Below are 24,438 nucleotides of genomic sequence, written 5' to 3'. Positions count from 1 at the left end.
AAGCAATATAATAGTCAGCCCCTGAGGGCACTGGTTAGATAACAGCCGGGACTCTCATCGAGACGTCCTGCTGCACGACTTAAGATAGGGTTGAAGCGAAGGGTTTCAAGCGGCTCTGAAATGTAAAAAAATCGTTAGGAGTGAGTAGTAAAGAACCTGAAGGGTGCATCCAACCGTTACCCGGGTAGCGTCTGTACTGATAAATCGGGTGAATAATTGAGGAATCACAGAATGGCTACCAGCGTCGCCCCTACAATAGTCTCGTTATGCTCGTCTTTCGCAGACAGGGACCCTACACCGCTTTATACTGGCGCCGGATCATGAACGGAGCCCCAGTCTTGGCCACGCCTTCCCGTACCAGAGAGTCAGACCCGGTCGAAGCCGCGCAAATGCAGCGCTGGCTGGAACGGGTGTGTGCGCAAGACACCCGGGCGCTGCGCAGCCTTTACGACCTGACCAGCGCCCGACTGATGAACGTGTCGGCGCAGATCCTCAAAGATGATGCAGAAGCCGCCGATGTCTTGCAGGAGGTCTACCTGAAAGTCTGGCAGCAGGCGGCAGATTACACCGGGGTTGGGTCTGTCTGGGGCTGGTTGATCGTCATCACCCGCAATGCCTCACTTGATCGGCTTCGCAGTCGGCAGCGTAAACGTGAAGAATCCCTGGATGATCTGGACCCGATTGATATCGGGGAGCAGTCCCACCACAACGCAGTGGACAGTGGCATAGAGCGGTGCCTGGAGGTTCTGAACGATAATGCTCGCCAGGCCATTGTTTTATCCTACATTTACGGGTTTAGCCATCATGAAGTCCAGCAGCGACTGGAGCGACCTCTGGGTACGGTGAAAGCCTGGATCCGGCGTGGTTTACAGGAGTTGAAACGATGTCTCGAAGCCTGAGGTATTCCAACCCCGACGTCTGCGACCAGTTGGCCGCCCAGTACGTCGCGGGTGACATGACGGCCCGGGTGCGTCGACGCATGGAGCAACTGATGCGGGAACATCCGCCGCTGAAGGCTGCGGTTGCGGACTGGTCGGACCGAATGATGCCGCTCCAAAACCGCTACCCCGAGCAGGCGCCACCGGCGAGCCTTTGGCGTCAGATCGAACACTCGTTACCGGCGGATAGCAAACCAAAAGCGCAAACAGCGCCGACCCGAAAAACCGGCGTCCTTACCCGGCTTCTGGATTGGCTTAACCCGGGCGTGCTGTGGCCAGCGGTGACCGGCGGTGCCTTGGTTGCCTTGGTGATGATCACCTTGAACCTCGGCCTGGTGCGTTCGCCCGAATCCATCGGCCCAGCCTATATGGCCCCGCTCAGTTGGGAAGGTGACGTTGCACTGGTAGTCAGCGGCTACCGTCGCAACGGCGACCAACCGGCCTGGTTATCAGCCCAGTGGTCGGCCCGCCTGGATGATCGGCCCGAGGGTGCTACGCACCTCTGGGCTGAAACCGGAGAAAACCGGGAGTGGGTTTACCTGGGCGCCGTCACCCCTGAAAACCGACGCTGGGATCTGGATGCCGAAGGTTGGCAGGCCGTGATGGAAGCCCACCGGTTGGTGGTCAACGACAACCCCGGCACCATTCAACCACAGCTGGCGTTGATGGAAGGACCCTGTATTCAACTGGGTAATTGGGATTCGGCCGACGGTTAGCATTGCCAGTTACGCTGGTGCTAGGGAGCCTCTGAATAACTCCCCCAGGGCTCTGCGCGAGCTAAAAGGTTCTGCCACAAGGCGCACTTCGCAGCGCAATGGCCGTAGCCCTTGTCAAGAAGTGCAACGCAGGGGCAGGACGTTTTAGCCGCGCCCTCCGGGGCTTTCCGAGGAACGCTGCCACTTCGTTGGACTCATTTGAAAGGTCTAGACATTCCTGCATAAGTCCGCCTCGCGGCAACGTCCCTCGGATAAGCCAGAGCCCAGGGGGAGTTGTTCAGAGGCTCCCTAGGTTCGTCGAATAGAACCTGGCACCAGGCCGATGTCAGTGCCGGGCCGGGGTTAGCAGCGGCTCGTAAAGCGTTAGCATCAACTGGGCATCCGCTTCGTTCGGATTGTTCAGTTGCTTGCGGGCGTGCCTGACCAACTTCTGCAAATGTGAGCGATGCTCGGGCTGTTGCGCATCCCAAAAGCCGGCCGGGTTGGGAACAGGGTTGGGTGCCCGGCGCCGGTCCTGACTCACCCTCAACCATTCATAGCCGCGCCCGTTTTCAAAAACCACGCCTTCGCTCAATAAGCCGAATTCCTGTTGTTGCAGGTAGCGTCGAACCTGAAAGAGATTATTCGCCGGTGAAATCAGCCAGTCGGGTTGTGTTTCTGGATTGTGTTTTGTAACAGCACCAATAATCGCCTGAGTGACTTCATCGCCAACGCCGGCCAGCACCAGTAAAGGACGGGCGCCGGGTGTGAGTACCAACTGCTCCGCTGGCAGGGTATGCAGTTGGTAGCCGGTCGCACCGTAACGATCCAAACGGCCTTGCAGGTCGGTCATAATCGAATCGATCTGATCCACGAAATGAACCTGGTCCGCTCGCTGGCTTTCCAGCAACGCCAGGCCCAGACGGCCATGGTCGCAACACAGATCCCACACCTCGTCATAACCGGGTGGAATGGCATCAAACAAAGCGGTCAGTCGTTTTCCGAGTCGGGTTTTCATGGCGCTATGGTAGCGTCAACCGGCGGCGACGTCTGCGCTTTTGAACGGGACTGGTTGTGGCGCGACCAGAGGATTCTTCCGGGCGACCAGCAAGGGCCATTCGGCCTCCGGGTGAGACAGGCGATGCGTGTGCAGCGCAAACGCCTCAACCATGGCTTGAGGAGTCAGGCAATCTCTGACTGCCCCGGCTTCAAGCAGGGCACCCTCTTTTAGAATCAGCACCCGGTCGGCGTATTGGGCCGCGAGGTGGATGTCGTGGACGATGGCCAGTACACCGATGCCTTCACTGGTCAGCGCTCGCACCCGCTGGAACACCTGATGCTGGTGTGACGGGTCGAGGCTGGCGGTGCATTCATCGAGGAATAAATAACGATGTTTTGCCTGTGAGGAGAGCAACTGATTAAGCACCCGCGCCAGTTGCACCCGCTGCTTTTCGCCGCCGGACAGCGCTGTGTAGTGGCGCTCGGCCAGATGCGCGGTGCCGGTCAGTTCGAGTCGTTCCAGTGCGGTTTTGCGTTCTCGTGCCGGTCGGTTCAGCCCGAAGGGTGTGCGCCCCAAAGCCACCACCTCCCAGGCTTTGAACGGGAAACTCATTGGGCTGGCCTGAGGCATCACGGCCCGGCGTTTGGCCAGGTCCTGTTTGCAAATGGCTTGCACTGGCTCGCCATCGTAACTCAGCTCTCCCTCTTGCAGGCCCCATTCGCCACTGACGACTTTCAACAATGACGACTTACCAGCGCCATTGGCGCCGATCACCGCGACCACTTCGCCGGGTGTTAACTGAAAGGAAATCGAGTCCAGCAGGCGACGTCCGCCTTTGGACAGGCTGAGTTGGGCAACGTTAATCATGTTGAATGCCTTCTGTGGTTTGTCGCATCAGCAAATACAAAAAGAACGGGCCACCGAGCAGGGCGGTGATAATGCCAATCGGCAGTTCCGCCGGGGCTACCAGCAAGCGGGCCAGAATGTCGGCCCAGACGAGCAAGGCGGCTCCGACCAGACCGCTGAGCGGAATCAGCGCCCGATGGTCCGGCCCGAGGGCCAGGCGCACCAGGTGGGGCACGACCAAACCGACAAAACCGATCATGCCGGCCACCGAAACACCCGCGCCAACGGCCAGAGCCGTGAGCACAAATACACGGCGCCGAATGCGGTCCGGGTTGATGCCGAGGTGGTCGGCGACGGATTCGCCCATCAGCATTACGTTCAGGGCGCCTGCCATCAGCGGGAAACCGATCAGGGATATGCTCATCCAGGGGGCGGCGATGGCCAGGTCCCGCCAGGTGACCGAGGCCAGGCTGCCCATGCTCCAGAAGGTGAAGGAGCGCAGTTCGGCGTCGTCTGCCAGGTAGGTCAGTAGGCCGGATACCGCACCGCTGAAAGCGGTGATGGCTACGCCGGCCAGAATCAGAGTCGTGACCTGGCTACCGCCCGGGGTCAGTTTGGCAATGCTGTAGATCACCCAGGTGACCAGTAGGGCCCCTAAGAAAGCAGCAAACGGTAAGGCCAGAAAACCAAAGGTTGCCATGAAGCCGGCCAGAATGGAGTTACCCAATACAATCACGGCCAATGCAGCCAGGGCCGCTCCGTTGGAAACTCCAATCAACCCCGGGTCGGCCAGGGGGTTGCGAAACAACCCCTGAATCGCCGCACCAGCCATGGCGAGCGATGCCCCAATCATCAACCCCATCATGACTCTGGGCAGCCTGATGTCGCCCAGCACGATGGCAATGTGCCGGGGCAGTTCCGGCAGTGTCATCGGGCTCCAGTGCATCGACCAGATGCCGAGTTCTCGCAAGCTGACCGGCACTGGCCCGAAGGCCAGGGCCGTCATAAGCGCAACGGCCAATAGCAAACCGATCAGCGCGGTAAAAAGCCGGGTGGTCATGTGCGGTCCGTCATGCGGTTCAGTAAAGCCTGCAAGGCCGTGCCGAGCCTGGGGCCGAAGGTGAGCAGATCCAGGTCGTCGACACTGTATAGCTGACCACTTTGAACGGCCTGGGTCAGGCTGAGTGCCGGGTTGGCCGCCAGCTCATCCAGGCTTTTCTGGCTGTGAAACACCAGAATGACGTCCGGATTGGCATTGATGGCCGCTTCGGGCGTCAGGGGTTTGTAGCCCTGAATATCGGCGAACGCATTATTGAAACCCGCCACGTCCAGCACACCGCCCGCCAGCGTGTTACGACCGGCTACCTGAAACCCGCGCGAGCCGCCGTCCATGACGAACATGACGTTCAAGGGCCCCAGTTGTTCGGCGATTGACCGTTGGGCCTGCTCAACCTCGGCTGCCACCCGGTTAGCCAGCTCATTCCCTGCTTCGCGCTGGTCCAAAGCCGCTGCGGTGGCCTGTATTTTTGAGACCAGTCCGGCCAGTGTCGGTGTGTTGTCGAGAATGTTGATGTCGATACCGGCGGCCTGAAGTTGTGACAGTGCATCGGCCGGGCCCGCATCGGCGGTCGTGATCACGCGGTCCGGTGCCAGCGACAGAATGCCTTCAGCAGACAGCGCCCGCATGTAACCCACATCCGGGAGTTCGGTTGCGGCAGGCGGGTAGGTACTGGTGGTATCGACACCGACCAGATCGGCATCGGCGCCGAGTGCATAGATGATTTCAGTCAGGGATCCGTCGATGCTAACCAGGCGATCGGCACTGGCCAGACTGGCGAATCCGACAGTCGATATCAGCGTTGCCACAAGCAGGCGTGCGGTTGTTGTTGCCAGGGTCATGCCGCCACCACCGCTTTGCTGACCAGTTCGTCCATCAGGGCACGCCAGTCTTCACGCTCGTGGCGGCCCTCGGCCCGTTGCCCGAAGAACTGCACCACGGAGCGCCCCTGCTCATCAAAGCCTTCCAGTGAATGCACCCAGCCGTCGACGGTGGGGCGGCGGCTGATCCAGGCGCTGGCCAGGCCTTCGGTGTTCAGGTGCAGGTTAAAATCCGGATCCAGAATGTTGAACCAGGGGCCGGTGCGGCGCAGCGTGCCCGGTACCCGAGTATGAATCTGCACCGCGCCGCGGTTGCTGACAAACGTCATCAGCGGAATCTGGCGCAGCTGGCAGGCATAGAGAGCGGTTTCGATCAGGCTGGTATCAACCTGAAGCGCCAGATCATCGTCGGCAGCTTCAAAAGCGCTCAGCCGGTCGACACCGTGGTGTTTGAGCAGGTTATTAAACTGGTGCACATCGGTCAGGGCGCGCCAGTCTTCCATCATGGCCTCAGCCGAGCCAGCCAGTGAGCTGCGTTCGTAGGTGGGTGCCGCAGCGAAATCCGGGGTAATAGGGTTTTCACTGCGCTGTGCGACCAGGTTTTCCCAGTTGGCGATCTGGGTGTCTACCAGGCGGTAGAGTTTGATGATGGCCGTGCCGCTCTCGTCAAACACCTGAAGGCTGTGACGCTCGCCTTCTACAACGGCCAAGGTATAGCGCCAGTGCCTGAAAAACAGCCGCTGATCCTGTTCCCCCAGGAACAATCCCATCATGCCGCCTCCCTGAAGATCGGCAAAGCGCCCGGTTGTTTCATGCACGGCGTTGTCGTTGCGAACCAGGGCCATTACCCGGCCGAGATCAGGCAAGTGCGCGGCCAGTTCGCGACCAGTAGGTTGCAGCGGCACGGTCTGAGCACCCGGCTGGGCCAATAGCAGTTCCAGTTCGGAAACCCCGAGCGTTTCGGCGGCGTTGCGAATGCGCAGTGAAGGTTGTTCCTGTTTCAGTTGCAGCCAGGCGCGGGCGAGGGCGGATTCAGTCATGGCGATGTCCTTGTTGTGGTGTCAGGACCGCGTTGTCCCTTATGCGGACACGGCGGTCTTTGGTTTATTTGATATTTAATCTCATTTGCGATTGACGCGCATTGGCGCTTGCCTCTATATTAAATAGGAATGATTGCTAAATGCAAATAACAATCAAGTATTAATAGTTCGGGCACCCTGGTGCCTCGGACTGCCACTAACCAAAGAGGGCAAGCGAGCGTGTCAGTCGTTGTCAACACCCCCCGAACCATCCTTTGTCTAAACGCTTTAACCCTCAGTCTGTCGGTTGGCCTGGTAAGTGCGCTGGTACCCGCACTGGCATTGGCCGAGTCGGTAGCGCTGCAGCCTTTGGTTGTTACAGGAACCTTGTCGGAGGTGACGGCCGAAGACAGTCCGGTGGCGGTGCGGGTGATCGACCGGGCGACGCTGGAGTCAACCCAGGCGGTCACGCTCGAAGAGCTGTTGGCTGATCTTCCCGGTTTGCAGCTGAAACAAACCCACGGTCAGACCGGCGCGTCGGTGATGCTAAACGGCTTGTCTGAAAAGCACGTTCTGATCATGCGCGACGGTGTGCCGCTGAATCAGGTGAACGAGTCAACCATTGATACCCGGTCGCTGCGTCTGGCCGACATTGAACGCATTGAAGTGGTGTCGGCCAATGCGTCGGCGCTCTATGGCAGCGCGGCTATGGGCGGGGTTATTAACCTGATCAGCCGGGAGCCACAGGGCCCGGAATTCGAGATCGGCGTCAATGCACGCCAGTACGAAGCGGAGACCGAGCGGGTGCCCACTCAGATCGACTGGTCCGGGCGCGTCGCCGCACCCATTCCGGGTGGCTATTCGGCCACTACCTGGTCGCTAACGCAGGATGCCGGTCTGGATAAAGCGCCCGAAACCTGGGCGGAAGATCTGCCTAACGGAATTGGCTGGTCGCTGGCGCAGCGATTTGATGTTTTTGCGCAGCGAGACCATCGCCTGGGTCTGAACTGGAGCGGGTCGGATCTGACCAAACCCGGTGCCCATGCCGTGACCGGTAACCCAAACCGTAACTCGGTAACCGAGCAGCGGGTGTCTGCCCAGTACCAGGCGACGAGCGAACGGCTCGATGTTATCGCTTCCGCAGGGCTCGGCTGGGGTGTTTCCGAGCAGGATAAGCTGGGCAGCGAGGGCATGGATCTGCGCCGCGAATACGCGCTGTGGAACACGGCTTTGGAGGGCCGCTGGAATCTGTCTCAGGGCATGCACGAGGCTGTGCTCGGCGGCAAAGTCAGCGCGGCGGCATTGGCGCAGGAGAAAGCGGACTTGAACGCGCCCAGCGAAGATGAAATTGCGCCGGTCGATCAGCAAAGTCTGGAGCTGTTTGCACAGGACAGCTGGTTTGCGACCGACCGGCTCGAACTCGTTGGCGGTCTGCGCGGCCACTGGGATGAAGCCTACGGTGTGCACTGGGCGCCGAATCTGGCGAGCCGTTTCGATGTAACAACAAACAGTTATCTGCGAGCGAGTTTGGGGCTTGGCTACCGGGTGCCGGATTTGAAAGAGCGCTATTACCAGTTCGATCACAGTCAGTTGCACGGTTACCGCGTGACCGGCAATCCGGAGCTTGAGCCGGAGACGTCAGTCGCCGCTCAGCTTGAGTGGGTGATCGATCCGGTGTCAGTGGAGCTGTTCTACCGGGACATTGAGCAATTGATCGTCACCGCCGAAACCGAGAGTGATGAACCCGGGGTGACGGTTTACCAGTATCAGAACATCGACCGGGCGGAAGTGTACGGCGTGAACCTTTCGGCTGAGCACCAGTTGGGTGCGCATCAAGTGTCTGCTCATGCACAGTGGCTGCATGCAGTCGCTCTGGCGACCGGCGACCGGCTGGCCCAGCGACCGGAGTACACCTTTGGGCTGACGCATGAATGGGCGTTGGGCGAACAACGACCGCTAACACTGCGTACCCAAATCGCCCATACCGGCCCGCAATTTTATGGGGAAGATGAAACTTTATCCGTTGACCCATACACCCTGGTGGACCTTTCACTGAGTTATCAGTTAACACCTGCCTGGACGCTGACCTCAGCGATTAACAACCTCACCAACGAAATTTCCCCCAGCAATGGCACCGCCGATGGCCTGCCTATTGGCGGCCGCCAATATGCGCTGGGCATTCGTTACCGGCATCCGTTTTAGGGATGGGGTTGTTTTGGTGCCATGAGGTCGTGCGGACCACCGGGTAGACCTCTCCGGGGTCGGCATGAACCCGTCCATGGGGCCTAGACCGCAGGATCCCTCCCGCGGACTCCCCCGGAGAGGTCTACCCGGCAGCCCGTACTTGGTTTGTTGCCGGCCAAGCATTTTAGACCTAAAGATGTGTAGTAAGTTGAGAAGCAATCCCCGTAACCCTGAATTAAGTAATTTTTTTCAAGGAGATTTTTTATGAAGGTTAATAGTTGGCTAGTTACAATGGCAGCATCCACCGTATTATTGAGTGGTTGTAATGTTGAAGAGAAGGATGATCCTGGTGCCGGAGGTGACTCTTCACAAAATGATAACTTCAAGTCAATTCAGGTTGATGCTAATTCGAAGTGGGCATACGTAGATTTCTCGGCTGACTCAGAGGTGTCGGCGGGCGACGATTGGGATTTGGCATTCCAGTCCACCAGTATTCGAAGTAATGCGGCACGCACTGAACTGGCATTAGCTGCTCCCCAGATAGATTTTTTTGATGCTGGAGAGCCAAACGTTAACGTTTGGACAAATGCGACTGCCGGCTCGGAACTGGAGCATTTACTAGCCAGCTATAGTGTGGATGACCTGGAGTTCACTCAGGACAGCATTGATGCGGTTGTGGGTCGTGATGGTGTTGAATTTTACGAATTTGTGCCACCGATGTCTTTTTCTGCCAACTCTGATGCCTGGTGGTTGATTCGCTCTGCAGAGGGCGACAGCTACGCCAAAGTTAATTTCACTACGGTTAACTATGACTCCACTCCAGGCATCCATGCAGTCACTGTAGAAGCCGATTTCTATGTAAAAGGCAGCGATGACGCTGAATTCTCCAGTACTGCAGTTACATGGGCACGAGACGAGGACGGCGAAAATTGCTTCGATTTCGACAGCGCCTCTGTGGTTGATTGCGGCTCCGATACCTGGGATGTTCAATATGCCAGTATTGGGCATAGCATGATGATCCTGGTTAATGGTGGCTACAGTGGAAGCCAAGAAGGCGGGGTATTTATTGCTGACGACAGCGATCCTTCGAATGAACTTTATGCAATGGAACAGGCTGATATTGATGCAATCGATGTCACTACTCTTGAGGAAGACGATTTCGTTGCAGACGCCGAAGCCACAGAAAACATGTTTTACAATCCTAGTGGAGAGTTCGGCAGCGACTACAATGACTGGTATGCTTATAGACTACTGGGTGGGCATGGTATTTACCCCAACTTCAGAGTTTACGCGGTTAAGGAAACCGATACCGATGAAGTGACGTTGGTGCAGGTAGTGAATTACTATAACGAAGCTGATGAAGGCCGTCATATTACCATACGGTACCGTGCATTGGACTGAGATAGTGAGCGACTTAAAGAAGCCGGGCGTATGCCCGGCTTTTTAATGTCTGCAGTTTCTCAATGCACCGATGTCACTCTTTGTTTTTTCTCTAAGAGAGTACCCGGAATGTTGCCAATGGCAGGCTTGATGATGGGTTCGAATAAGGGCTTTAGGTTGTGCCCTCTAACTACTGACTTAATTCAATTTAAAATCAATCGGCACAGACACGGCAAGCCCCCGGTTACCCGCTTCCTCAGGCAAGGCTGGCAGGCCGGATATTCGCTCGATCATGGCTATGGCCGATTCGTCCAGCAGGTTGTAGCCGGAGCTTGAATCCAGTGTGATGCCAGCGATGCTGCCGTCGGTTTCTATGCGTAATGCAACTTGCACGCGGCCCTCCTGTCGACGGCGCAGGGCGCTTCGTGGGTAGTCGAAGCTACGTCGCAGTTCCTGCATTAAGGCGGCGAGGTAGGTATCGTAGAGTTGTTCTCTAAGTTCTGCCTGTTGTTGGCTGGCGGCGGAAGCGTCACCGGGTGCTGTGGCCAGGCCGGCGGTGTTTGCAGTGTTCGTAGGTTCGCTGATGGCCGGCAATGGCGAGCTGGTTGAGTTGGCGACTTGTACGGGCTCGGGCTCGGGTTCTTGTTCTGGCTCGGGCTTCGGTTCGGGCGCTGGTTCAGGTTCTGGAATTGGCTCAGGCTCTGGTGTTGGCGTCGACGTTGGCGTTGGTGTTGGTGCGGGCTCGGGTTCTGGAGCTGGTTCAGGTTCTGGCGCGGATTCTGAAAATTGTTCAGGTTCAGGTTCAGGTTCGGGATCTGGAATTGGCTCGGGCTCGGGCTCGGGTGCAGGTTCTGGTGCTGGCTCAGGCTCGGGAAGCGTGACGGAATGGGTTGAGTTGCCGGAGCTGGCAATGACCCGTTGGCTGTCGTTCAGGATCAAGGGTGCCGTCTGTTCTGAAACAGGCTCGGTTGCTTGCGATAGCTGCAATGCCAGGGGAGGTGGCGGTGACAGACTCGCGGGTAAGGTGACCGGGTTCTGTGTTTGGGCGATAGCAATCGCCAGTGCCAGGTGGCTCACCAGTGAGACGCCGATTGCCAGGCCGGTTTGCCGACTTTGGCTTGAAGTGACAGGGCCAGACTGACGTTGATTGAGAGTGTCGGTTGGTGACATTGCTGAGCTGAACCGGACTAAAAACAGTCAGCTATTATAGCTGACGAGATTGCAAATAAAAGTGATTCCCAATAACATTGTGAGACTCGTTGCTAACGGAGTCCGCTTCCCATGTCTGAATCAATCTCCTCCAGGTCCATTCATTCTTCCAGCCGATTGCAGGGTGAGTCTCTGACGGTGGGTTATGACGCTGCCCCTATTCTCAACGATGTCGATTTTCAGGTGCCGGATGGCCAGGTGACGATTCTGGTCGGGCCTAATGGCAGCGGAAAGTCCACTCTGTTGAAAGCGCTGGCGCGGATTCTGACGCCGACGGAAGGGCAGGTCCTGCTCGATGGTCAGGACATTCACCGCAGCAAGACCCGGGAAGTCGCGAAAAAGCTGGGTTTGTTGCCGCAGGGCCCCGTGGCGCCCGAAGGGCTGACGGTGCGTGAATTGGTGGCTCAGGGCCGTTTTCCGCATCAGTCGCTGCTGCGGCAGTGGTCGAGCGAGGATGAGCGCGCCGTCAACGACGCCATGACGGTCGCTAAGGTGATCGACTTTGCCGACCGTCCGGTCGATGGGTTGTCAGGCGGTCAGCGTCAGCGTTGCTGGATTGCGATGGTGTTGGCGCAGCAAACCGATCTGGTGTTGCTCGATGAGCCCACGACCTTTCTGGATCTGAAAGTTCAGGTCGATTTGATGGAGCTGCTGGTGCAGTTGGCCCACCAGATGGGTCGTACGCTGGTGGTGGTGTTGCACGAACTGAACCTGGCCGCCGCCTATGCGGATACGCTGGTCATGCTGCGCGACGGTGCCATTATGCAATGGGGCGCGCCGTCGGACGTTTTTACCAGTGCCAATTTAAAAGCGGTGTTTGATCTGGATGCCCACGTCATTCGGGACCCGCACTCCAAGCGTCTGATCTGCGTGCCGACGTCTGCGCCGGAGCCGGCTCAGCACGTTGAGGTTGGCGTTCGCATCGCATGACCACCCAGGCGAGCCATAACGCCATGTCGTCATCGACCGCAGACAGTGCCTCCGGGGCCTGGCTGGCATACAGTGCCGGGTTGCCGGTTATGGTCGGTGTGCTGGCCGTGATGTTCGGCTGGCACATAGCTGTTGGGGCCAAATCGCTGCCGTTGTCGACGGTGTTAAATGCCCTTGTCCAATACGATCCCACCCTGTTCGACCACATGATCATTCGCGATTTGCGACTGCCCCGCGCCATTATTGCGGTGTTGGTCGGCGCGGCGCTCAGTGTGGCGGGTGCGCTGATGCAGGGGGTTACGCGCAATCCGCTGGCGGAGCCGGGCATTCTGGGGCTGATGGCCGGGGCCTCGTTCGCCGTTGTGATGGCCATCGGGGTTTTTCAGACCGTGCCCACGGTCTGGTTACCCTGGGTTGCCGCGTTCGGTGCCATGGTGACGGCTGTTGTGGTCTGGCTGATTGCCCAGTGGGCGCCCGGTGGTGCCACGCCGTTAACACTGACACTGGCCGGGGCGGCGATCACCGCTTTTCTGGGCGCGCTGATCTCGGTTGCGCACTTGCTCAATCAGGAAACCTTCGAGCAGTTGCGGGTCTGGCTGGCCGGTTCGCTGTCAGGCCGCCGGGTGGATGTGTTGTCGGTGGCCGCGCCCTGGTTGTGCCTGGCACTTGGGTTGGCCATGGTGTTGTCGCGCAAGGTGACGGTGCTGGCCATGGGCGATGATGTGGCCCGCGGACTGGGCGTGCGCACTGGCTGGCTTAAGGTGCAGGTATTGTTGTGTGTGGTGGTGCTGACCGCTTGCTCGGTCGCACTGGCCGGTCCGCTGGGGTTTGTCGGCCTGGTGATTCCCCATGTGGTGCGTCTCTTTATAGGGTCGGATTATCGGTGGATCGTCCCGTACTCGGCCCTGGTTGGCGCAGCTTACTTGCTCGGGGTCGACATTATTGCCCGGCTAGCGTTGCGGCCCCAGGAGATTGCCACCGGCATCATGACCGCCATGGTGGGTGCGCCGCTGTTTATCCATCTGGTTCGGCAACGGGCATCCTGATATGACGACGCGTTTATCTCACTTCTGGGTAATGCGGCTGCCGGGCGAGCGGTTGTCGCTAAGGCTACCGGTCAGGGCTCTGGTGTTGGCGCTGGTGCTGACGCTGGCCCTGGGCTCCCTGATTGCGGTTAGTCTTACCATCGGCAGCTACGACATGTCGCTGGCGCAAGTGTTCGCTACCTTGCTGGGCGATGAGGTTTCCAGGCAAATGACGACGGTGGTCTGGGAATTTCGCTTTCCGCGCACTCTGGTCGCTGCCTTCGTCGGCACCATGCTGGCGCTCTCAGGCGCGGCGCTGCAGAACGTGACCCGCAATGGCCTGGCGGACCCGTCGCTGGTGGGCATCTCCCAGGGGGCCGGACTGGCCGTGGTCGCGCTGACTGTCATCTGGCCCGATCAGAGTTCCGCGCTGCGACCCTGGGTGGCGTTTGCCGGCTCCCTGGTCGTCGCGGCGTTGATTCAGGGGCTGAGCTGGAACCGGCGCGGTGGCAGCTCCATTCGGTTTATTTTGATGGGGATTGGCGTGGCGGCGTTTATCAGCGCCATCACCTCGGCGCTGATGACCTATGGCCAGATCGACCGGGCCATGTCGGCCCTGGCCTGGCTGAGCGGCAGCATCAACGCCGCCGGCTGGAGCGAAGTACGTATGGTGGCGGTCTGGTGCGCGGTGTTGATGCCGCCATTGCTGATTCTCAGCCGCTCGATGTCGGCTCTGCAAATGGGTGAGAGCACGGCTGTGGGTCTGGGCGTGCGTGCCAGTGTTATTCGTTATGCGCTGATCAGCGTTGCGGTCGGTCTGGCGGCCATTGCCACGGCGGCGGTTGGGCCATTGGGTTTTGTCGGGCTGATCGCACCTCATATGGCACGGCGACTGGCACGCAGCGGTGTTGGATTGCATCTTTTACTGACGGCGTTGATTGGTGCCTTTGTGGTGACCCTGGCGGATCTTCTGGGGCGTGCCTTGTTTGCGCCGATTCAGATTCCGGCGGGTCTGGTCACCGCCATTATCGGGGTACCGGTGTTCATTTACCTGTTGCAGAGAACCCAGGCGAAGAGTGCATTGTGATGTGCCTGGCCAGGTCAGGGTTGGCGTTTGGGAATAGGAGTTCGTTTTGACAGCCTTTTGCGCACAAATAAGCCGGGATGTTGCCGAGCCTTTACCGGGTACGGGCGGGCACCCGGGCGCCAACTTGTTGCTGAGCTGGCCCAGTGGTCGCTGGTCGAAAACCTTTAATCAGGCAAAGGACATGACCACCGATGAAGTGGCCGCCATCGCCGCTTTGGCAGAGGCCGGCCGGCGCCTGAATCTGATCGACCGGAAAGCACAGTCTGCGACAACACACCGGGCTTATCTGATGCCCGAGTCGCGCGTCTTTGATGTGCCGCGTTCAGAGCTGATTGATTTCTTGTCGGCACTGAAGGCAGGGCAATCCCTCGCCGAGTGGGAGGTCGCGGAAATTCCGGATTCGGTAGTGCTGTGTTGCACCCACGGTAAGAAAGACCGTTGCTGCGCCAAGTTTGGCAATGCGAGTTACAAGGCACTCACCGCTGCAGCAGAGACACGGCCGGAGAATATAGAAATATGGCAAAGCACGCATTTGGGGGGTTGCCGGCTGGCGACGTCGATTCTGGTGTTTCCGCAGGCTCGAAAATACGGCCGTGTTGATGCCGATAAAGCAGGGGCCTTTCTGGATGCGGAGAGTAAAGACCGGCCTTTTTTACCGTGTTACCGGGGTGACCGTTTATTGTCGCCCGAACAGCAGGTCGCAGAAGTGGCCATTCGACAGCATCTTGCTGAGCACAATATCTGGCCGGATCGGCTGGAGCCAGAAAGTGACACCGACCTCGATGATGGCCGTAAGTCGATCACGCTGCGCTGGCGTTCCGGTACCGAGTTCGGTCTATTAAGTGTGTTGCTGGCACCCGAGACGGTTCAGCGTTACGGGACCTGCACCGCCATGGACGATGGCGAAGCACCGGTGGTTCACAACACCTGGCAGGTGCTGTCGGTCTTAGCACACAACGACCCGATTTCACTGTCTTCCCAGGGTTAATTCATTCTACTTCTGCGCACGGAGTCACCATGCCAAATAAAGTGGCCTTACTGGCCCTCGCTCTGTCTTTCAGTACCGCTGTCTGGGCTTTTCCGGAATCCTTTGACCATAAATACGGGACCACCACCCTAACCGAAGCGCCAGAGCGCATCGTCTCAATTGGCTACAGTGACCATGATGACCTGTTGGCACTGGGCCAAAAGCCGTTGGCCGTGCGTGACTGGTATGGCGATATGGACAAGGCCACCTGGCCCTGGGCGGCCGACCTGTGGGGAAAGGCCGAACCGGTGGTGCTGCCGTTTGGTGAGCTGGATGTGGAAACCATTGCCGCGCTGGAGCCGGATTTGATCGTTGGCTTGTCGTCGGGCATTAGCGCCGAGCAGTATCAGCAACTCAGCCTGATCGCCCCCACGTTGCCGCAATCGGGTGACTATATTGAATGGGGTATGCCCTGGCACGAGCGGACGCTCTGGATCGGCCGTGCCGTCGGCAAGCTCCCCGAAGCTGAAGCCATGGTTGAAGAGATTGAGCAGCGGTTCGATACGGTGACGGAACAACACCCGGCGCTTGAGGGAAAGCAGGCGGCCATCGCCTATTACTGGGAAGGGCAGTTAGGTGTTTACAGTGACAACGATTTGCGCGGTGATTTTCTGGAACGACTCGGGCTGGAAATTCCCGAGGCCATCAACGATTTGGCGGGTGACCGGTTCTACAGTGAACTGAGCCTTGAAGAACTGTCGCTGCTGAATGTTGATGCGCTGATCTGGCTGTCGACCGGCGATGCGCAAACCGATGCGGCCAACGTACCTGGTCGAGATCTGATGGCATTTCATCAGCAAGGCCGTGAAATTTATGTCGACAAAGAACTGGGCGGTGCCTTTTCCTTTATGTCGCCACTGAGTTTGCATTACATCTTCGACGAACTGGTGCCACAGATTGTTCAGATTGTAGAAACACAACGCTGAATGGTTCAACTCAGTTAAGGACGCTGAAGACTATGGATAACCGATGACAACGAAGGCTGACCCGCAAGCTGGTACGGTACCTCCATCGTCCGCAAAACAGAATGCGGACCGGCCGCCGTTTCCCGATACGCCGATGGCTTTCTGCCGCTGGATTGCACTGAATTTTCTGCCCTGGCGTTTATTGCTGTTGTTGTCGATTACGGTATTGTCCGTTGCCAGCATGTCGATGACGCCCTGGGTCGTTGGCCGAATAATCGACTTGCTGCCCGAGGCCATTGACTCATCGGATGCCACCCGATTGATGACCTGGTTCGGCTGGCTCCTGGTGGTCTGGCTGATCGGGCCGGTGCTGGGCCGTCTCTATACCTTCGTGAATGCCTTTACGCTGCCGAAACTGACCAGTCTGGTGGCGCGCGAGTTGTTCAATTACACCCTGCGCCAGCCAACCCATTTTTTTCAGAATACCTTCACCGGTGCTCTGACCCAGCGTATTCGAAGGGCAGCGCAAAGCGGGCCGGATCTGGTTGAGTATTTTGTGCTGCAATTTGCCCAGGTAGCGGTCGGTATTCTGGTGGCGGGCATTTTAATATTCCAGGCGGTGCCGATGTATGGCCTGGCTTATGTTGGCTTTGCGTTGGTCTTCCTGATGGTATCAATGTGGATGGCCAAGCGCGTGCTGAAAGTTGGGCGTGTACTCGGTGAAGCCCGGTCACGGGTGACCGGCCAGTTGGCCGACTCGATTGGCACTATCGATCTGGTGCACAGCTTTGGCGCCAGCGACCACGAATCGGAACGGCTCAGTATTCGCCTGAACGAGGAAGCCCTGCGCGGCAAGCAGGCACGGTTCTGGTTCAGCGCCATGCGCATCGTGCAATTGGCACTCACAGCAGGCTTTATGAGTGTGTTGGTTTGGTTCGCATTGCAACGGGCTTTGTTGGGAGACTTGAGTGTCGGCACCGTCGCCATGTTGTTGACTATCGGCTTGCAACTGGCGATGTCGATCACCAGTCTGGGCGATTACATTCTCGATTTTTATCTGCAACTGGGCGAAGTGAATGAATCGCTCGATGTATTGGCCGTGCCACTGAAAAATCAGGATACACCGGATGCACAACAATTGGTTGTGGAGCAGGGAGAGATCGAATGCCGCGATCTGACCTTCGGCTACGAGCAGCAGAAGACACTGTTTAATAACTTTTCGCTGACGGTAAAGCCGGGTGAAAAAGTCGGGCTGGTCGGTCCGTCCGGAGCCGGTAAAACTACGCTCATTAAGTTGCTGACGCGTCGCTTCACACTGAACCAGGGTCAGATATTGATGGACGGCCAGGACATCCGTGAGCGGAGGCGGGAATCACTGGCACGCCAGGTTGCCGAGGTCTCGCAAACCGCAGAACTCTTCCACCGTAGTGTGCGCGATAACATTCGCTATGGCCGCACCGATGCCAGTGATGAGGCCGTCATTGCCGCCGCTCAGGCAGCGCAGTGCCATGATTTTATTCAGGCATTGCCCTATGGTTACGACACCTTGGTCGGCGAGCGCGGGGTCAAGCTCTCTGGTGGTGAACGCCAGCGAATTGCCATTGCCCGGGCGATTCTAAAGGACGCGCCGGTGCTGTTGCTGGATGAAGCGACGTCAGCTCTTGACAGCGAATCCGAAGCGGCGATTCAGCGGGCACTGAAGTTACTGATGCAGGGTCGTACGGTCATCGCCATTGCACATCGATTGTCCACAGTGGTGAGCATGGACCGCATTCTGTACATGGAAGACGGTCGAATAATTGAGAGTGGCACCCACTCGGAGTTGCTCGAATTGAATGGTGGCTATGCTCGGCTATGGCAACGGCAGATAGAGGGGTTTGCAGAGCAAGCTTTGTAGTTAAAGTGTCAGAGTTGGGAACCAGCTGAGTGTCAGGTGCCGGCTATGCCTAACTGGGGAAGTCTGAGGCATGGATGCCGAAGTCTAGGCCCCATGGATGGGTTCATGCCGCCCCCAGTTAGGCATAGCCGGTGCCTGACACGGATTACTGGCACCAATGCAAAACAAACCTCCGAAGTAAATGCCTGGTCTCAGGCTCGACGCCGGTACAGCAAATAAATAAAGAAGGGCGCACCGACGCCCGATACGAAAATACCCGCCGGTAGATCCTGGGGTAAAAAGGCGACCCGGCCGAGCAGATCGGCCAGCAGAACCAAGCAGGCCCCGGTTAAACCGGCGCCCAGAATCAGACCGGTGCTGGTTTGGCCTGTATAACGCCGCGCCAGGTGCGGTGCCATTAAGCCGACAAAAGCCATTCCTCCGGCAAACGCCACCGCCGAACCGGCCAGACCTACACTGCACGCCAGTAACAGTAACCGATACCTGCCTACGGCCAGCCCCAGCCCTTTGGATTGTTCGTCGTTCATACCCAGCAATGTCAGCGCCCGTGCTGCGAGCATGGCAACAGGAATCAGCGTCAGCGTCCAGGGCAGTAAGCGGGTGACATCCTGCCACTGTGCGTCATAAACCGTACCGGTTAGCCAGATGTAAGCCTGTACGGTGGTGCTTAGCGGGCTCATGACCAGTACCAGTGTAGCCACGGCTTTCAACGCAGCGGCCAGCGCTATGCCCACCAGAACCAGGCGGATTGGCGCAACGGCTGTCGTGCCGCCAGGCTTCCAGGCCAGGGCATAGATGATGGTGGCGGTCAGCGCCGCCGAAGCGATGGCCACGGGTGGCAACCAGGTCAGGCTGACGGTGCCCGCGAACCAGGCCAGGAACAGCACGGCGCCGAGTGCGGCGCCGTCACTGATGCCGATGATGTCTGGTGAAGCCAGGGGGTTGCGCACTATCTGTTGTAACAGTGCGCCGGAGACGCCGAGGCCAGCTCCGACCAAAAGCGCTAACAAAGCCCGTGGTAGTCGCAATGTCTGAATAACGAAGCGGTGGTCGCTGGTGTCGGGCGATACCAACGTGGCGATAACGTCCATGGGTGGAATGCGCGTACTGCCCAGACAGAGATAGACCAGCAGTAAGCCTAGCGTTACCGCCACCATGACCAGGCAGCGCCTGAAGCTCTGGCGATGAATGGCCAGCGCCAGAGCTTCAGCGCGGGAACGGAATAGATAATGAGTGGTCATAATGTCGGGCTGCGTTTGCGGGCGATGGCGATGAAAACCGGGGTGCCGACCAGCGCCGTCAGTGCGCCCACGGGTACTTCCTGGGGTGGCACGATAAAGCGCGACAGAGTGTCTGCGCCCAGCAATAAACTGGCCCCGAGCATGGCCGCTGACGGCAATACCCAGCGGTGGTCTCGACCGAACAGGCCGCGTGCCAGATGGGGAATGATCAGACCGATAAAGCCGATCATGCCGGCCAGTGCGACGGCACCGCCGGCCAACAAAATGATGACCACACCGAGCGCCATTCGGGTTAGAACAACGCGTTGGCCGAGGCTGCGGGCGACGTCGTCGTCGAGCATCATCAGGTTGATCTGGCGCACCAGCAGGGCGGTACCGACTATTGCAATGCCATAAAACGGCAAGAAAGGGATCACGCTGTCTAGCGGTTTGCCGGCGACTGAGCCACCCAGCCAATACAGAATGCCTTCCAGGCTTTCCCGGTTGAGAATCAACAATCCCTGGGTGAATGCCAGAAACAAAGCCGTGATGGCAGCGCCAGCCAGAACGATACTCACCGGCGCGCGCGCGGCGGCACCGGTCATGCCCAGGCTGTAGACCAGCAGGCCGGCGACGGCTGCGCCGAAAAAGGCGATGTAGATGTAATCCTGCAGGCGTGTCAGCGAAAAAAACGTAAACGCCATCGCGACAAAAAACAGCGCGCCGGCATTGATGCCGAGCAGGCTGGGCGATGCGAGCCCATTGCGGGTCATCGCCTGCATCAGGGTGCCGGCAATGGCCAGACTGCTACCCACCAGGGCTGCCAGAACGGCCCGGTTCAGGCGGTTGGCGCGCACGATAATGTGCTCAATTTGGTCGGCGTCGTAGTTGAACAAGGCGTTGATAACCGTGGCAAACGACATGGCCGTTTGCCCCAGGGCGATGCTGGCCAGGGTGGTTGCCAGTAACAGCGCCAGGCACAGGGTCAGCCCCAGTGCCTTGACCGGCAGTGTCGACAGCACGGCGAGTCCTCTGGGTTAGTCGAGACCGTAGTGTTCAAACACGCTGTCGACCATGCGTTCGGCCGCAATGGGGCCGCCGCCCATGTTCCAGTCCACCTCGTTGACCCGGTAGACCTGATCGTTCTGTACCGCCGTCAGGGTGTTCCACAGCGGGTGAGACGTCCAACTGGTGAAGTTTTCCATCACCGTCGGGTCGGTTTCGGTCATGAACATGAAGAACACATCGGCGTTCATGCTGGGAATGCTTTCCTTGGAGGTCAGCTTTACGCCCCAGATGTCTTCCTGGTGGCCAGCCGGGCGCTCAAACCCCAGTTCGTTCAGGATGTTTCCGGCAAAGCTGGAGTAGTAGATGCGGGCGTGGTCGTTGCGAAAGTTCAGCAATGCCACTTCCTGTGGCCAGTCGACGCCGGACTCGGAAACCTGTTGCTGAAATGACTGAATGCGTGCATCCCATTGGTCATTCCAGTCGGCGGCTGCATCGGTGGTGCCGGTTGCCTCGGCAACCAGATTCAGCGTTTCCTTGAACTGGAAAACGGTCTCGTGCATCACCGTCGGGGCGATCTGGTTCAGCTGATTGTAGATTTTTTCGTGGCGCATTTTTGCACCGATGATGACATCGGGGTTCAGCGCGGCAATGGCTTCCAGGTTCGGCTGGGTTTCAAGACCAACATGAGTCACTCCGGCCAGCTCATCGCGCAGGTAATGGTACATCGGTTGCTCAACCCAGGAATCAACGACACCCACGGGGGTAATGCCCAGTGCCACTGCGGCGTCGTTGGCACCCTGGTAAAGGGTGACGACGCGTTGCGCAGGAGCGTCCAGTTCAGCGGTGCCCATGGCATGAGGAATACGAATGGATTCTGCCTGCGCGAAAGACAGCGATGCCGCCAATATCAGGCCGAGCAGGGTGGTTGAAGTAAGACGATGGGCCACGGACAACTCCTGAGATAGGTTAGGGGTTGCTGATAGTATTGATAGTTGTTCTTATTATCAACCGCACCCACTTAGGGGCTAATAAAAGTCGCTGCAGTTCAGCGGTGTGATGGAATTAACAAATTATAATTTGCAAATGATAACTATTATCATTAAAGTGGGTCTCGAAGGTCGATTCAGCGCTGGACCCCGGAGAAGGAGCACGGTCCCGAACTAGGGTAACAGGAAGTCGACTCGTCAACGCCTTTGTCCACCCTCTGTCGCAAAGGCGTTGGCTGAGTGCCAACAAGGTTGTTGAACACGCTGAATGGTTTCCAGCCGGGATTTTTCCCCTCCAATGTTAAATCCCGGCTGGTTTTTTAGTAAAGCACCCCCGTCACAAAGGAGCTCGATATCTACATGGAACTGCGCAGCAAACTTTGGGCTCTAACGGTGACCACGCTGTTGTTCACCCTGGCTATGTCACTCAACCCCTCCAGTATGACAATCTTCGCCGGGTTATAACTCATGGTTCGGAGTTTGGGTTTGCTTCAGTAACTGGAGTCCGTGTCAGGCGCCGGGGTAACCCTATCTGGGGTCGGCGTGGACCCATCCATGGAGCCTAGACCGCAGCATCCATGCTGCGGACTACCCCAGATAGGGTTACCCCGGCACCCGACACTCAGTTAATTGCCAATTCCAAATCTTGAGTAATAACCCGGCTCAGGCTTTTGCTTACTTCAGTTCATAGCCACTAACCGGTCCAAGCGTTCCAGGTCGTTGATCACACGCCACTGGCCACCGCCTTCCATTACCCGCTTCTGCCAGGCATTCAGACGATTCTCATAATCGCGCGGGTCAATATTATCCCGGGTTAACTTGGTGACGTTTAACGCGACCACTTCGATGCCGGCGACATCAATGGGGAAATCGCGCACATGGCCTTCCGGTAAATCTTCTTCCAGATCACTGAATACCAGAATGGTTTTTTCATCGGCATCGGTTTCGTTCAGAAAATCAATCGCCTGCAATACGCCTCCAGTAATGTCGGTGTGGGCACTGCCACGAACCAGCTCTGAGGTGAACGTCTGCACATGGTGCTGAAACAGACGCTTCTGGTCGTTGGCAGTGCTCGGCCGAATGTCAAAGGTGGCCTTGGCGATGATGTCTTCTTCGTTAAAGCTGGCGCTGTCTATGCGCGCCAGCGCCAGGGAATCACCGCTGTCCAGAGTCGCCAGCAGGTAGTTCATGATGGTCTCGGCCTTGTCGAGTTGCTCGGTGTAGGTGCCCGAGGTGTCGATCAGCATATAGACTGCCCGGCTTTTGACCGGTGACTCTCCGCAGCCGGCCAGCAGGCCGGTACTGAGCAAAGCGGTGATCAGCAGCAGTGTCATGATGTGACGGCTGAGCCTGGCTGAATCGGTAACGAGTTTCATGGGGTTACCTCCTGCGTGTCGGTGAGGACGGGTTCAACTTTGGTGCTCCGGCTGCGCTTGGTCTTTGCCGTTGTGGCCGGGGCATCGTCCGTATCGTTTTTGGTTTTGGCGGCAGTGGTGGTATCGCTCAGATCCGGCGCTGTGGAGCGGTGACGAATCAGCCGTTCCACGCCCAGCGGCACCATGATGATCAGGTCATAAAGGTGCGCCAGGATCTTGCAGGCATGACTGGCGAGGTTGCCGGCCAATCGCAGCGCTACCGCGACTGTGCGTAAAACACCGACGACGATCATGCCAAGCATGCTGCGCAGTGAGTGAATGAATGACTCCAGCGGGATCGCTACAAAAGCCAGCGCGAACGGCAGGATGAACCCCATCACCATCTGTCCGATCGAGGGAATCCAGCGGAACTGGGCTTCAACCACACCGACACCGGCCAGTGACTGTTGCAGTGCCGCGCGGTCCAGCGCCAGCAGGTCACGCATGTACGCCAGTGAGGCTTCAATGGTGGCGAGAATCGTCAGCAGAGTGAGTGTGACCACTATCATGCGCCGGCGCATGCGATCGTCCATGCTGCCGATCACCGGAAACAGGTGGGTGATGCGCAGCGATTCCAGCAGGAACAGACCCATGGCAATTTCAATCAGAATGATCACCAGTGCTGCGATGTCGGACATGCGCAAGGAGCCAATGGTCGCGGTGCCGCCCACCATTTCGGACATCGGCAGGGCAATCAGCTGAAAGTTAATCAACCCGCCCATAGCCGCGATGATCAGCACCAGGCCGGAGATGAAAAACTGGGTCAGCGAGGACGACAGCAGTGAGTTGGCTGCGGCATCTTCGTTGTTGCGAATCGATTCATAGCGATCCATCTGCCCATCGATCATGCGGGTGCGTTCTTCCAGGCTGTCGAGCGTGGTCTCGACTTTGCCCATGGTGGTTTTCAGGGTACGCCACTGGGGGTGCATCTTGGCCAGGTGGCCATGGCGCTCGAGCGTGGCTTTCTGAAACGCTTTCAGGGTTTCTTCGTGCGAATCTTCAATCGCGTCTTTGATGTTATCGAGAATTTTATTCAGTGCCGGGTCGGCACTTTTGGGCAGTGCCGAGATGGTATCGACCACATCCGACCAGGCTGGTGGCAGCGGTGCCGACAACGAACTGGCCTGATAGTCGGCCTCGATTTTTTCGATCGCATCGGCCAGGGTGCGGTGCAGGCTGGGGTAATGCGCCAGATCCCGCGCGACCAGGGTGCTGACCCGGGTGAACTCGCGTTCAATGGCTTTTTCCGACGCGGTACGTCCCAGCGCCATCAGCACATCACGGTTGCGCTGGCTGAGCCGGTGCTCCAGTTTCAATACAGAACGCGATGCCAGACGCAGTGCGGTAAACACCGCGCGGCCGGTGGTGGAAAACAGGTGGTGCGCCTGCTGGCGACCGAGATAGAGCACAGTAACGAGTAAAATCAGCCAGATCGCGGCCGAGATGGCGGCGGAATCAGACCAGACAGTGAGCAGTTGTTGAAACATCGCAGAACCTCCGTTGAGTTGACAGGCGGGAGTGTCGGTCAGGGCGGTGAAAATTCTGTGAGTTTCGTGGATGTGGCCCGCTACGGGTGCCAGGGGAGCCCTTGTGTGGGCTGCGTCGGGACGCTGATGGCCTGGTATGAGTGGCGCGATGACTTTCGGACGTTTCGGGTTGACCCTATTGCTGAGTTTCAGGTGTTGGAGGCGGAATGTGAGGAAATTGCCCGGATCTCACTGCAACAGATCCTCAGTCAAAATGAGCTGGCCTGGGCGTCGCCCCAGTAAAGGCATACGGTTTAATTGTT

23 protein-coding genes are annotated in these 24,438 nt (G+C 58.1%); 12 read left to right on the top strand and 11 right to left on the bottom strand.

The features are described from left to right. Positions 1 to 320 precede the first annotated feature (320 nt). Together EP166_RS09330 and EP166_RS09325 are read left to right on the top strand one after the other, a co-directional pair. Positions 321 to 899 carry an RNA polymerase sigma factor gene (locus EP166_RS09330; RefSeq protein WP_246026262.1) on the top strand — a complete coding sequence of 193 codons (579 nt, stop codon included), beginning with the start codon at positions 321 to 323 and terminating at the stop codon, positions 897 to 899. Beyond that, complete coding sequence (locus tag EP166_RS09325; RefSeq protein ID WP_127556548.1) at positions 884 to 1,654, top strand: hypothetical protein; 771 nt, start codon at positions 884 to 886, stop codon at positions 1,652 to 1,654. Before EP166_RS09330 ends, EP166_RS09325 begins: the two co-directional genes overlap by 16 nt. 325 nt (positions 1,655 to 1,979) lie before the next feature. Here the strand turns inward: EP166_RS09325 and EP166_RS09320 are convergent, their stop codons facing one another. The 5 genes from EP166_RS09320 to EP166_RS09300 are packed head-to-tail and all read right to left on the bottom strand — an operon-like array spanning position 1,980 to position 6,397. Further along, the gene (locus EP166_RS09320; protein ID WP_127556547.1) at positions 1,980 to 2,651 is read right to left on the bottom strand and encodes an SAM-dependent methyltransferase; all 672 of its coding nucleotides are present in this window, start codon (positions 2,649 to 2,651) and stop codon (positions 1,980 to 1,982) included. Between the two features lie 15 nt (positions 2,652 to 2,666). Beyond that, complete coding sequence (locus EP166_RS09315) at positions 2,667 to 3,500, bottom strand: heme ABC transporter ATP-binding protein (RefSeq protein WP_127556546.1); 834 nt, start codon at positions 3,498 to 3,500, stop codon at positions 2,667 to 2,669. Next, positions 3,493 to 4,539, bottom strand: a complete 1,047-nt coding sequence (locus EP166_RS09310) for a FecCD family ABC transporter permease (protein WP_127556545.1) — start codon at positions 4,537 to 4,539, stop codon at positions 3,493 to 3,495. Before EP166_RS09310 ends, EP166_RS09315 begins: the two co-directional genes overlap by 8 nt. Next, positions 4,536 to 5,378, bottom strand: coding sequence for a heme/hemin ABC transporter substrate-binding protein (locus EP166_RS09305; RefSeq protein ID WP_127556544.1), 843 nt, complete (start codon positions 5,376 to 5,378; stop codon positions 4,536 to 4,538). Before EP166_RS09305 ends, EP166_RS09310 begins: the two co-directional genes overlap by 4 nt. Then, complete coding sequence (locus EP166_RS09300; protein ID WP_127556543.1) at positions 5,375 to 6,397, bottom strand: hemin-degrading factor; 1,023 nt, start codon at positions 6,395 to 6,397, stop codon at positions 5,375 to 5,377. Before EP166_RS09300 ends, EP166_RS09305 begins: the two co-directional genes overlap by 4 nt. A 219-nt stretch (positions 6,398 to 6,616) precedes the next feature. Here EP166_RS09300 and EP166_RS09295 point away from each other — a divergent pair, with 219 nt between their 5' ends. Then, complete coding sequence (locus tag EP166_RS09295; RefSeq protein WP_127556542.1) at positions 6,617 to 8,578, top strand: TonB-dependent receptor plug domain-containing protein; 1,962 nt, start codon at positions 6,617 to 6,619, stop codon at positions 8,576 to 8,578. 246 nt (positions 8,579 to 8,824) lie between these two features. Beyond that, positions 8,825 to 9,961 carry an HmuY family protein gene (locus tag EP166_RS09290; RefSeq protein WP_127556541.1) on the top strand — a complete coding sequence of 379 codons (1,137 nt, stop codon included), beginning with the start codon at positions 8,825 to 8,827 and terminating at the stop codon, positions 9,959 to 9,961. A gap of 177 nt (positions 9,962 to 10,138) precedes the next feature. Here the strand turns inward: EP166_RS09290 and EP166_RS21240 are convergent, their stop codons facing one another. Then, positions 10,139 to 10,534 carry an energy transducer TonB gene (locus tag EP166_RS21240; protein ID WP_127556540.1) on the bottom strand — a complete coding sequence of 132 codons (396 nt, stop codon included), beginning with the start codon at positions 10,532 to 10,534 and terminating at the stop codon, positions 10,139 to 10,141. Between the two features lie 11 nt (positions 10,535 to 10,545). Here EP166_RS21240 and EP166_RS09280 point away from each other — a divergent pair, with 11 nt between their 5' ends. The 7 genes from EP166_RS09280 to EP166_RS21305 all read left to right on the top strand — a co-directional run bounded on the left by EP166_RS09280 (position 10,546) and on the right by EP166_RS21305 (position 18,020). Further along, on the top strand, positions 10,546 to 10,821 hold the full coding sequence (locus EP166_RS09280) for a hypothetical protein (RefSeq protein WP_164743885.1): 276 nt from the start codon (positions 10,546 to 10,548) through the stop codon (positions 10,819 to 10,821). 400 nt (positions 10,822 to 11,221) lie between these two features. Beyond that, positions 11,222 to 12,079 carry an ABC transporter ATP-binding protein gene (locus EP166_RS09275; protein ID WP_127556539.1) on the top strand — a complete coding sequence of 286 codons (858 nt, stop codon included), beginning with the start codon at positions 11,222 to 11,224 and terminating at the stop codon, positions 12,077 to 12,079. Continuing rightward, a complete protein-coding gene (locus EP166_RS09270) occupies positions 12,076 to 13,125 on the top strand; it encodes a FecCD family ABC transporter permease (protein WP_246026261.1) in 1,050 nt (349 codons plus the stop codon). The genes EP166_RS09275 and EP166_RS09270 overlap by 4 nt, the downstream gene beginning before the upstream one ends. Position 13,126: 1 nt before the next feature. Next, positions 13,127 to 14,191 carry a FecCD family ABC transporter permease gene (locus EP166_RS09265; RefSeq protein WP_127556538.1) on the top strand — a complete coding sequence of 355 codons (1,065 nt, stop codon included), beginning with the start codon at positions 13,127 to 13,129 and terminating at the stop codon, positions 14,189 to 14,191. A gap of 46 nt (positions 14,192 to 14,237) precedes the next feature. Beyond that, on the top strand, positions 14,238 to 15,179 hold the full coding sequence (locus EP166_RS09260; RefSeq protein ID WP_127556537.1) for a ferredoxin family protein: 942 nt from the start codon (positions 14,238 to 14,240) through the stop codon (positions 15,177 to 15,179). A 29-nt stretch (positions 15,180 to 15,208) separates the two neighbouring features. Further along, on the top strand, positions 15,209 to 16,144 hold the full coding sequence (locus EP166_RS09255; RefSeq protein WP_127556536.1) for an ABC transporter substrate-binding protein: 936 nt from the start codon (positions 15,209 to 15,211) through the stop codon (positions 16,142 to 16,144). Positions 16,145 to 16,187: 43 nt separating this feature from the next. Next, positions 16,188 to 18,020: an ABC transporter ATP-binding protein gene (locus tag EP166_RS21305; protein ID WP_220432533.1), complete on the top strand. Its 1,833-nt coding sequence runs from the start codon at positions 16,188 to 16,190 to the stop codon at positions 18,018 to 18,020. A 191-nt stretch (positions 18,021 to 18,211) separates the two neighbouring features. Here the strand turns inward: EP166_RS21305 and EP166_RS09245 are convergent, their stop codons facing one another. The 5 genes from EP166_RS09245 to EP166_RS09225 all read right to left on the bottom strand — a co-directional run bounded on the left by EP166_RS09245 (position 18,212) and on the right by EP166_RS09225 (position 24,136). Continuing rightward, complete coding sequence (locus EP166_RS09245) at positions 18,212 to 19,261, bottom strand: FecCD family ABC transporter permease (RefSeq protein ID WP_127556535.1); 1,050 nt, start codon at positions 19,259 to 19,261, stop codon at positions 18,212 to 18,214. Further along, the gene (locus tag EP166_RS09240; RefSeq protein WP_127556534.1) at positions 19,258 to 20,262 is read right to left on the bottom strand and encodes a FecCD family ABC transporter permease; all 1,005 of its coding nucleotides are present in this window, start codon (positions 20,260 to 20,262) and stop codon (positions 19,258 to 19,260) included. Before EP166_RS09240 ends, EP166_RS09245 begins: the two co-directional genes overlap by 4 nt. A 15-nt stretch (positions 20,263 to 20,277) precedes the next feature. Then, positions 20,278 to 21,195 carry an ABC transporter substrate-binding protein gene (locus tag EP166_RS09235; RefSeq protein ID WP_246026260.1) on the bottom strand — a complete coding sequence of 306 codons (918 nt, stop codon included), beginning with the start codon at positions 21,193 to 21,195 and terminating at the stop codon, positions 20,278 to 20,280. A 719-nt stretch (positions 21,196 to 21,914) separates the two neighbouring features. Next, positions 21,915 to 22,610 (bottom strand): VWA domain-containing protein, encoded by a 696-nt coding sequence (locus EP166_RS09230; protein ID WP_246026259.1) that lies wholly within the window; start codon positions 22,608 to 22,610, stop codon positions 21,915 to 21,917. Continuing rightward, on the bottom strand, positions 22,607 to 24,136 hold the full coding sequence (locus EP166_RS09225) for a hypothetical protein (RefSeq protein WP_127556533.1): 1,530 nt from the start codon (positions 24,134 to 24,136) through the stop codon (positions 22,607 to 22,609). Before EP166_RS09225 ends, EP166_RS09230 begins: the two co-directional genes overlap by 4 nt. Before the next feature lie 57 nt (positions 24,137 to 24,193). Between EP166_RS09225 and EP166_RS09220 the strand changes: the two genes are divergently transcribed. Further along, positions 24,194 to 24,418 carry a hypothetical protein gene (locus EP166_RS09220; protein ID WP_127556532.1) on the top strand — a complete coding sequence of 75 codons (225 nt, stop codon included), beginning with the start codon at positions 24,194 to 24,196 and terminating at the stop codon, positions 24,416 to 24,418. The last annotated feature ends 20 nt before the right edge of the window (positions 24,419 to 24,438 follow it).

The sequence above is a fragment of the Saccharospirillum alexandrii genome, from assembly GCF_004000275.1.
Classification (GTDB): Bacteria; Pseudomonadota; Gammaproteobacteria; order Pseudomonadales; family Natronospirillaceae; genus Saccharospirillum; species Saccharospirillum alexandrii.
Note: the sequence above shows the minus strand (reverse complement) of the source record. Positions and strands in the feature narration are given on the sequence as shown.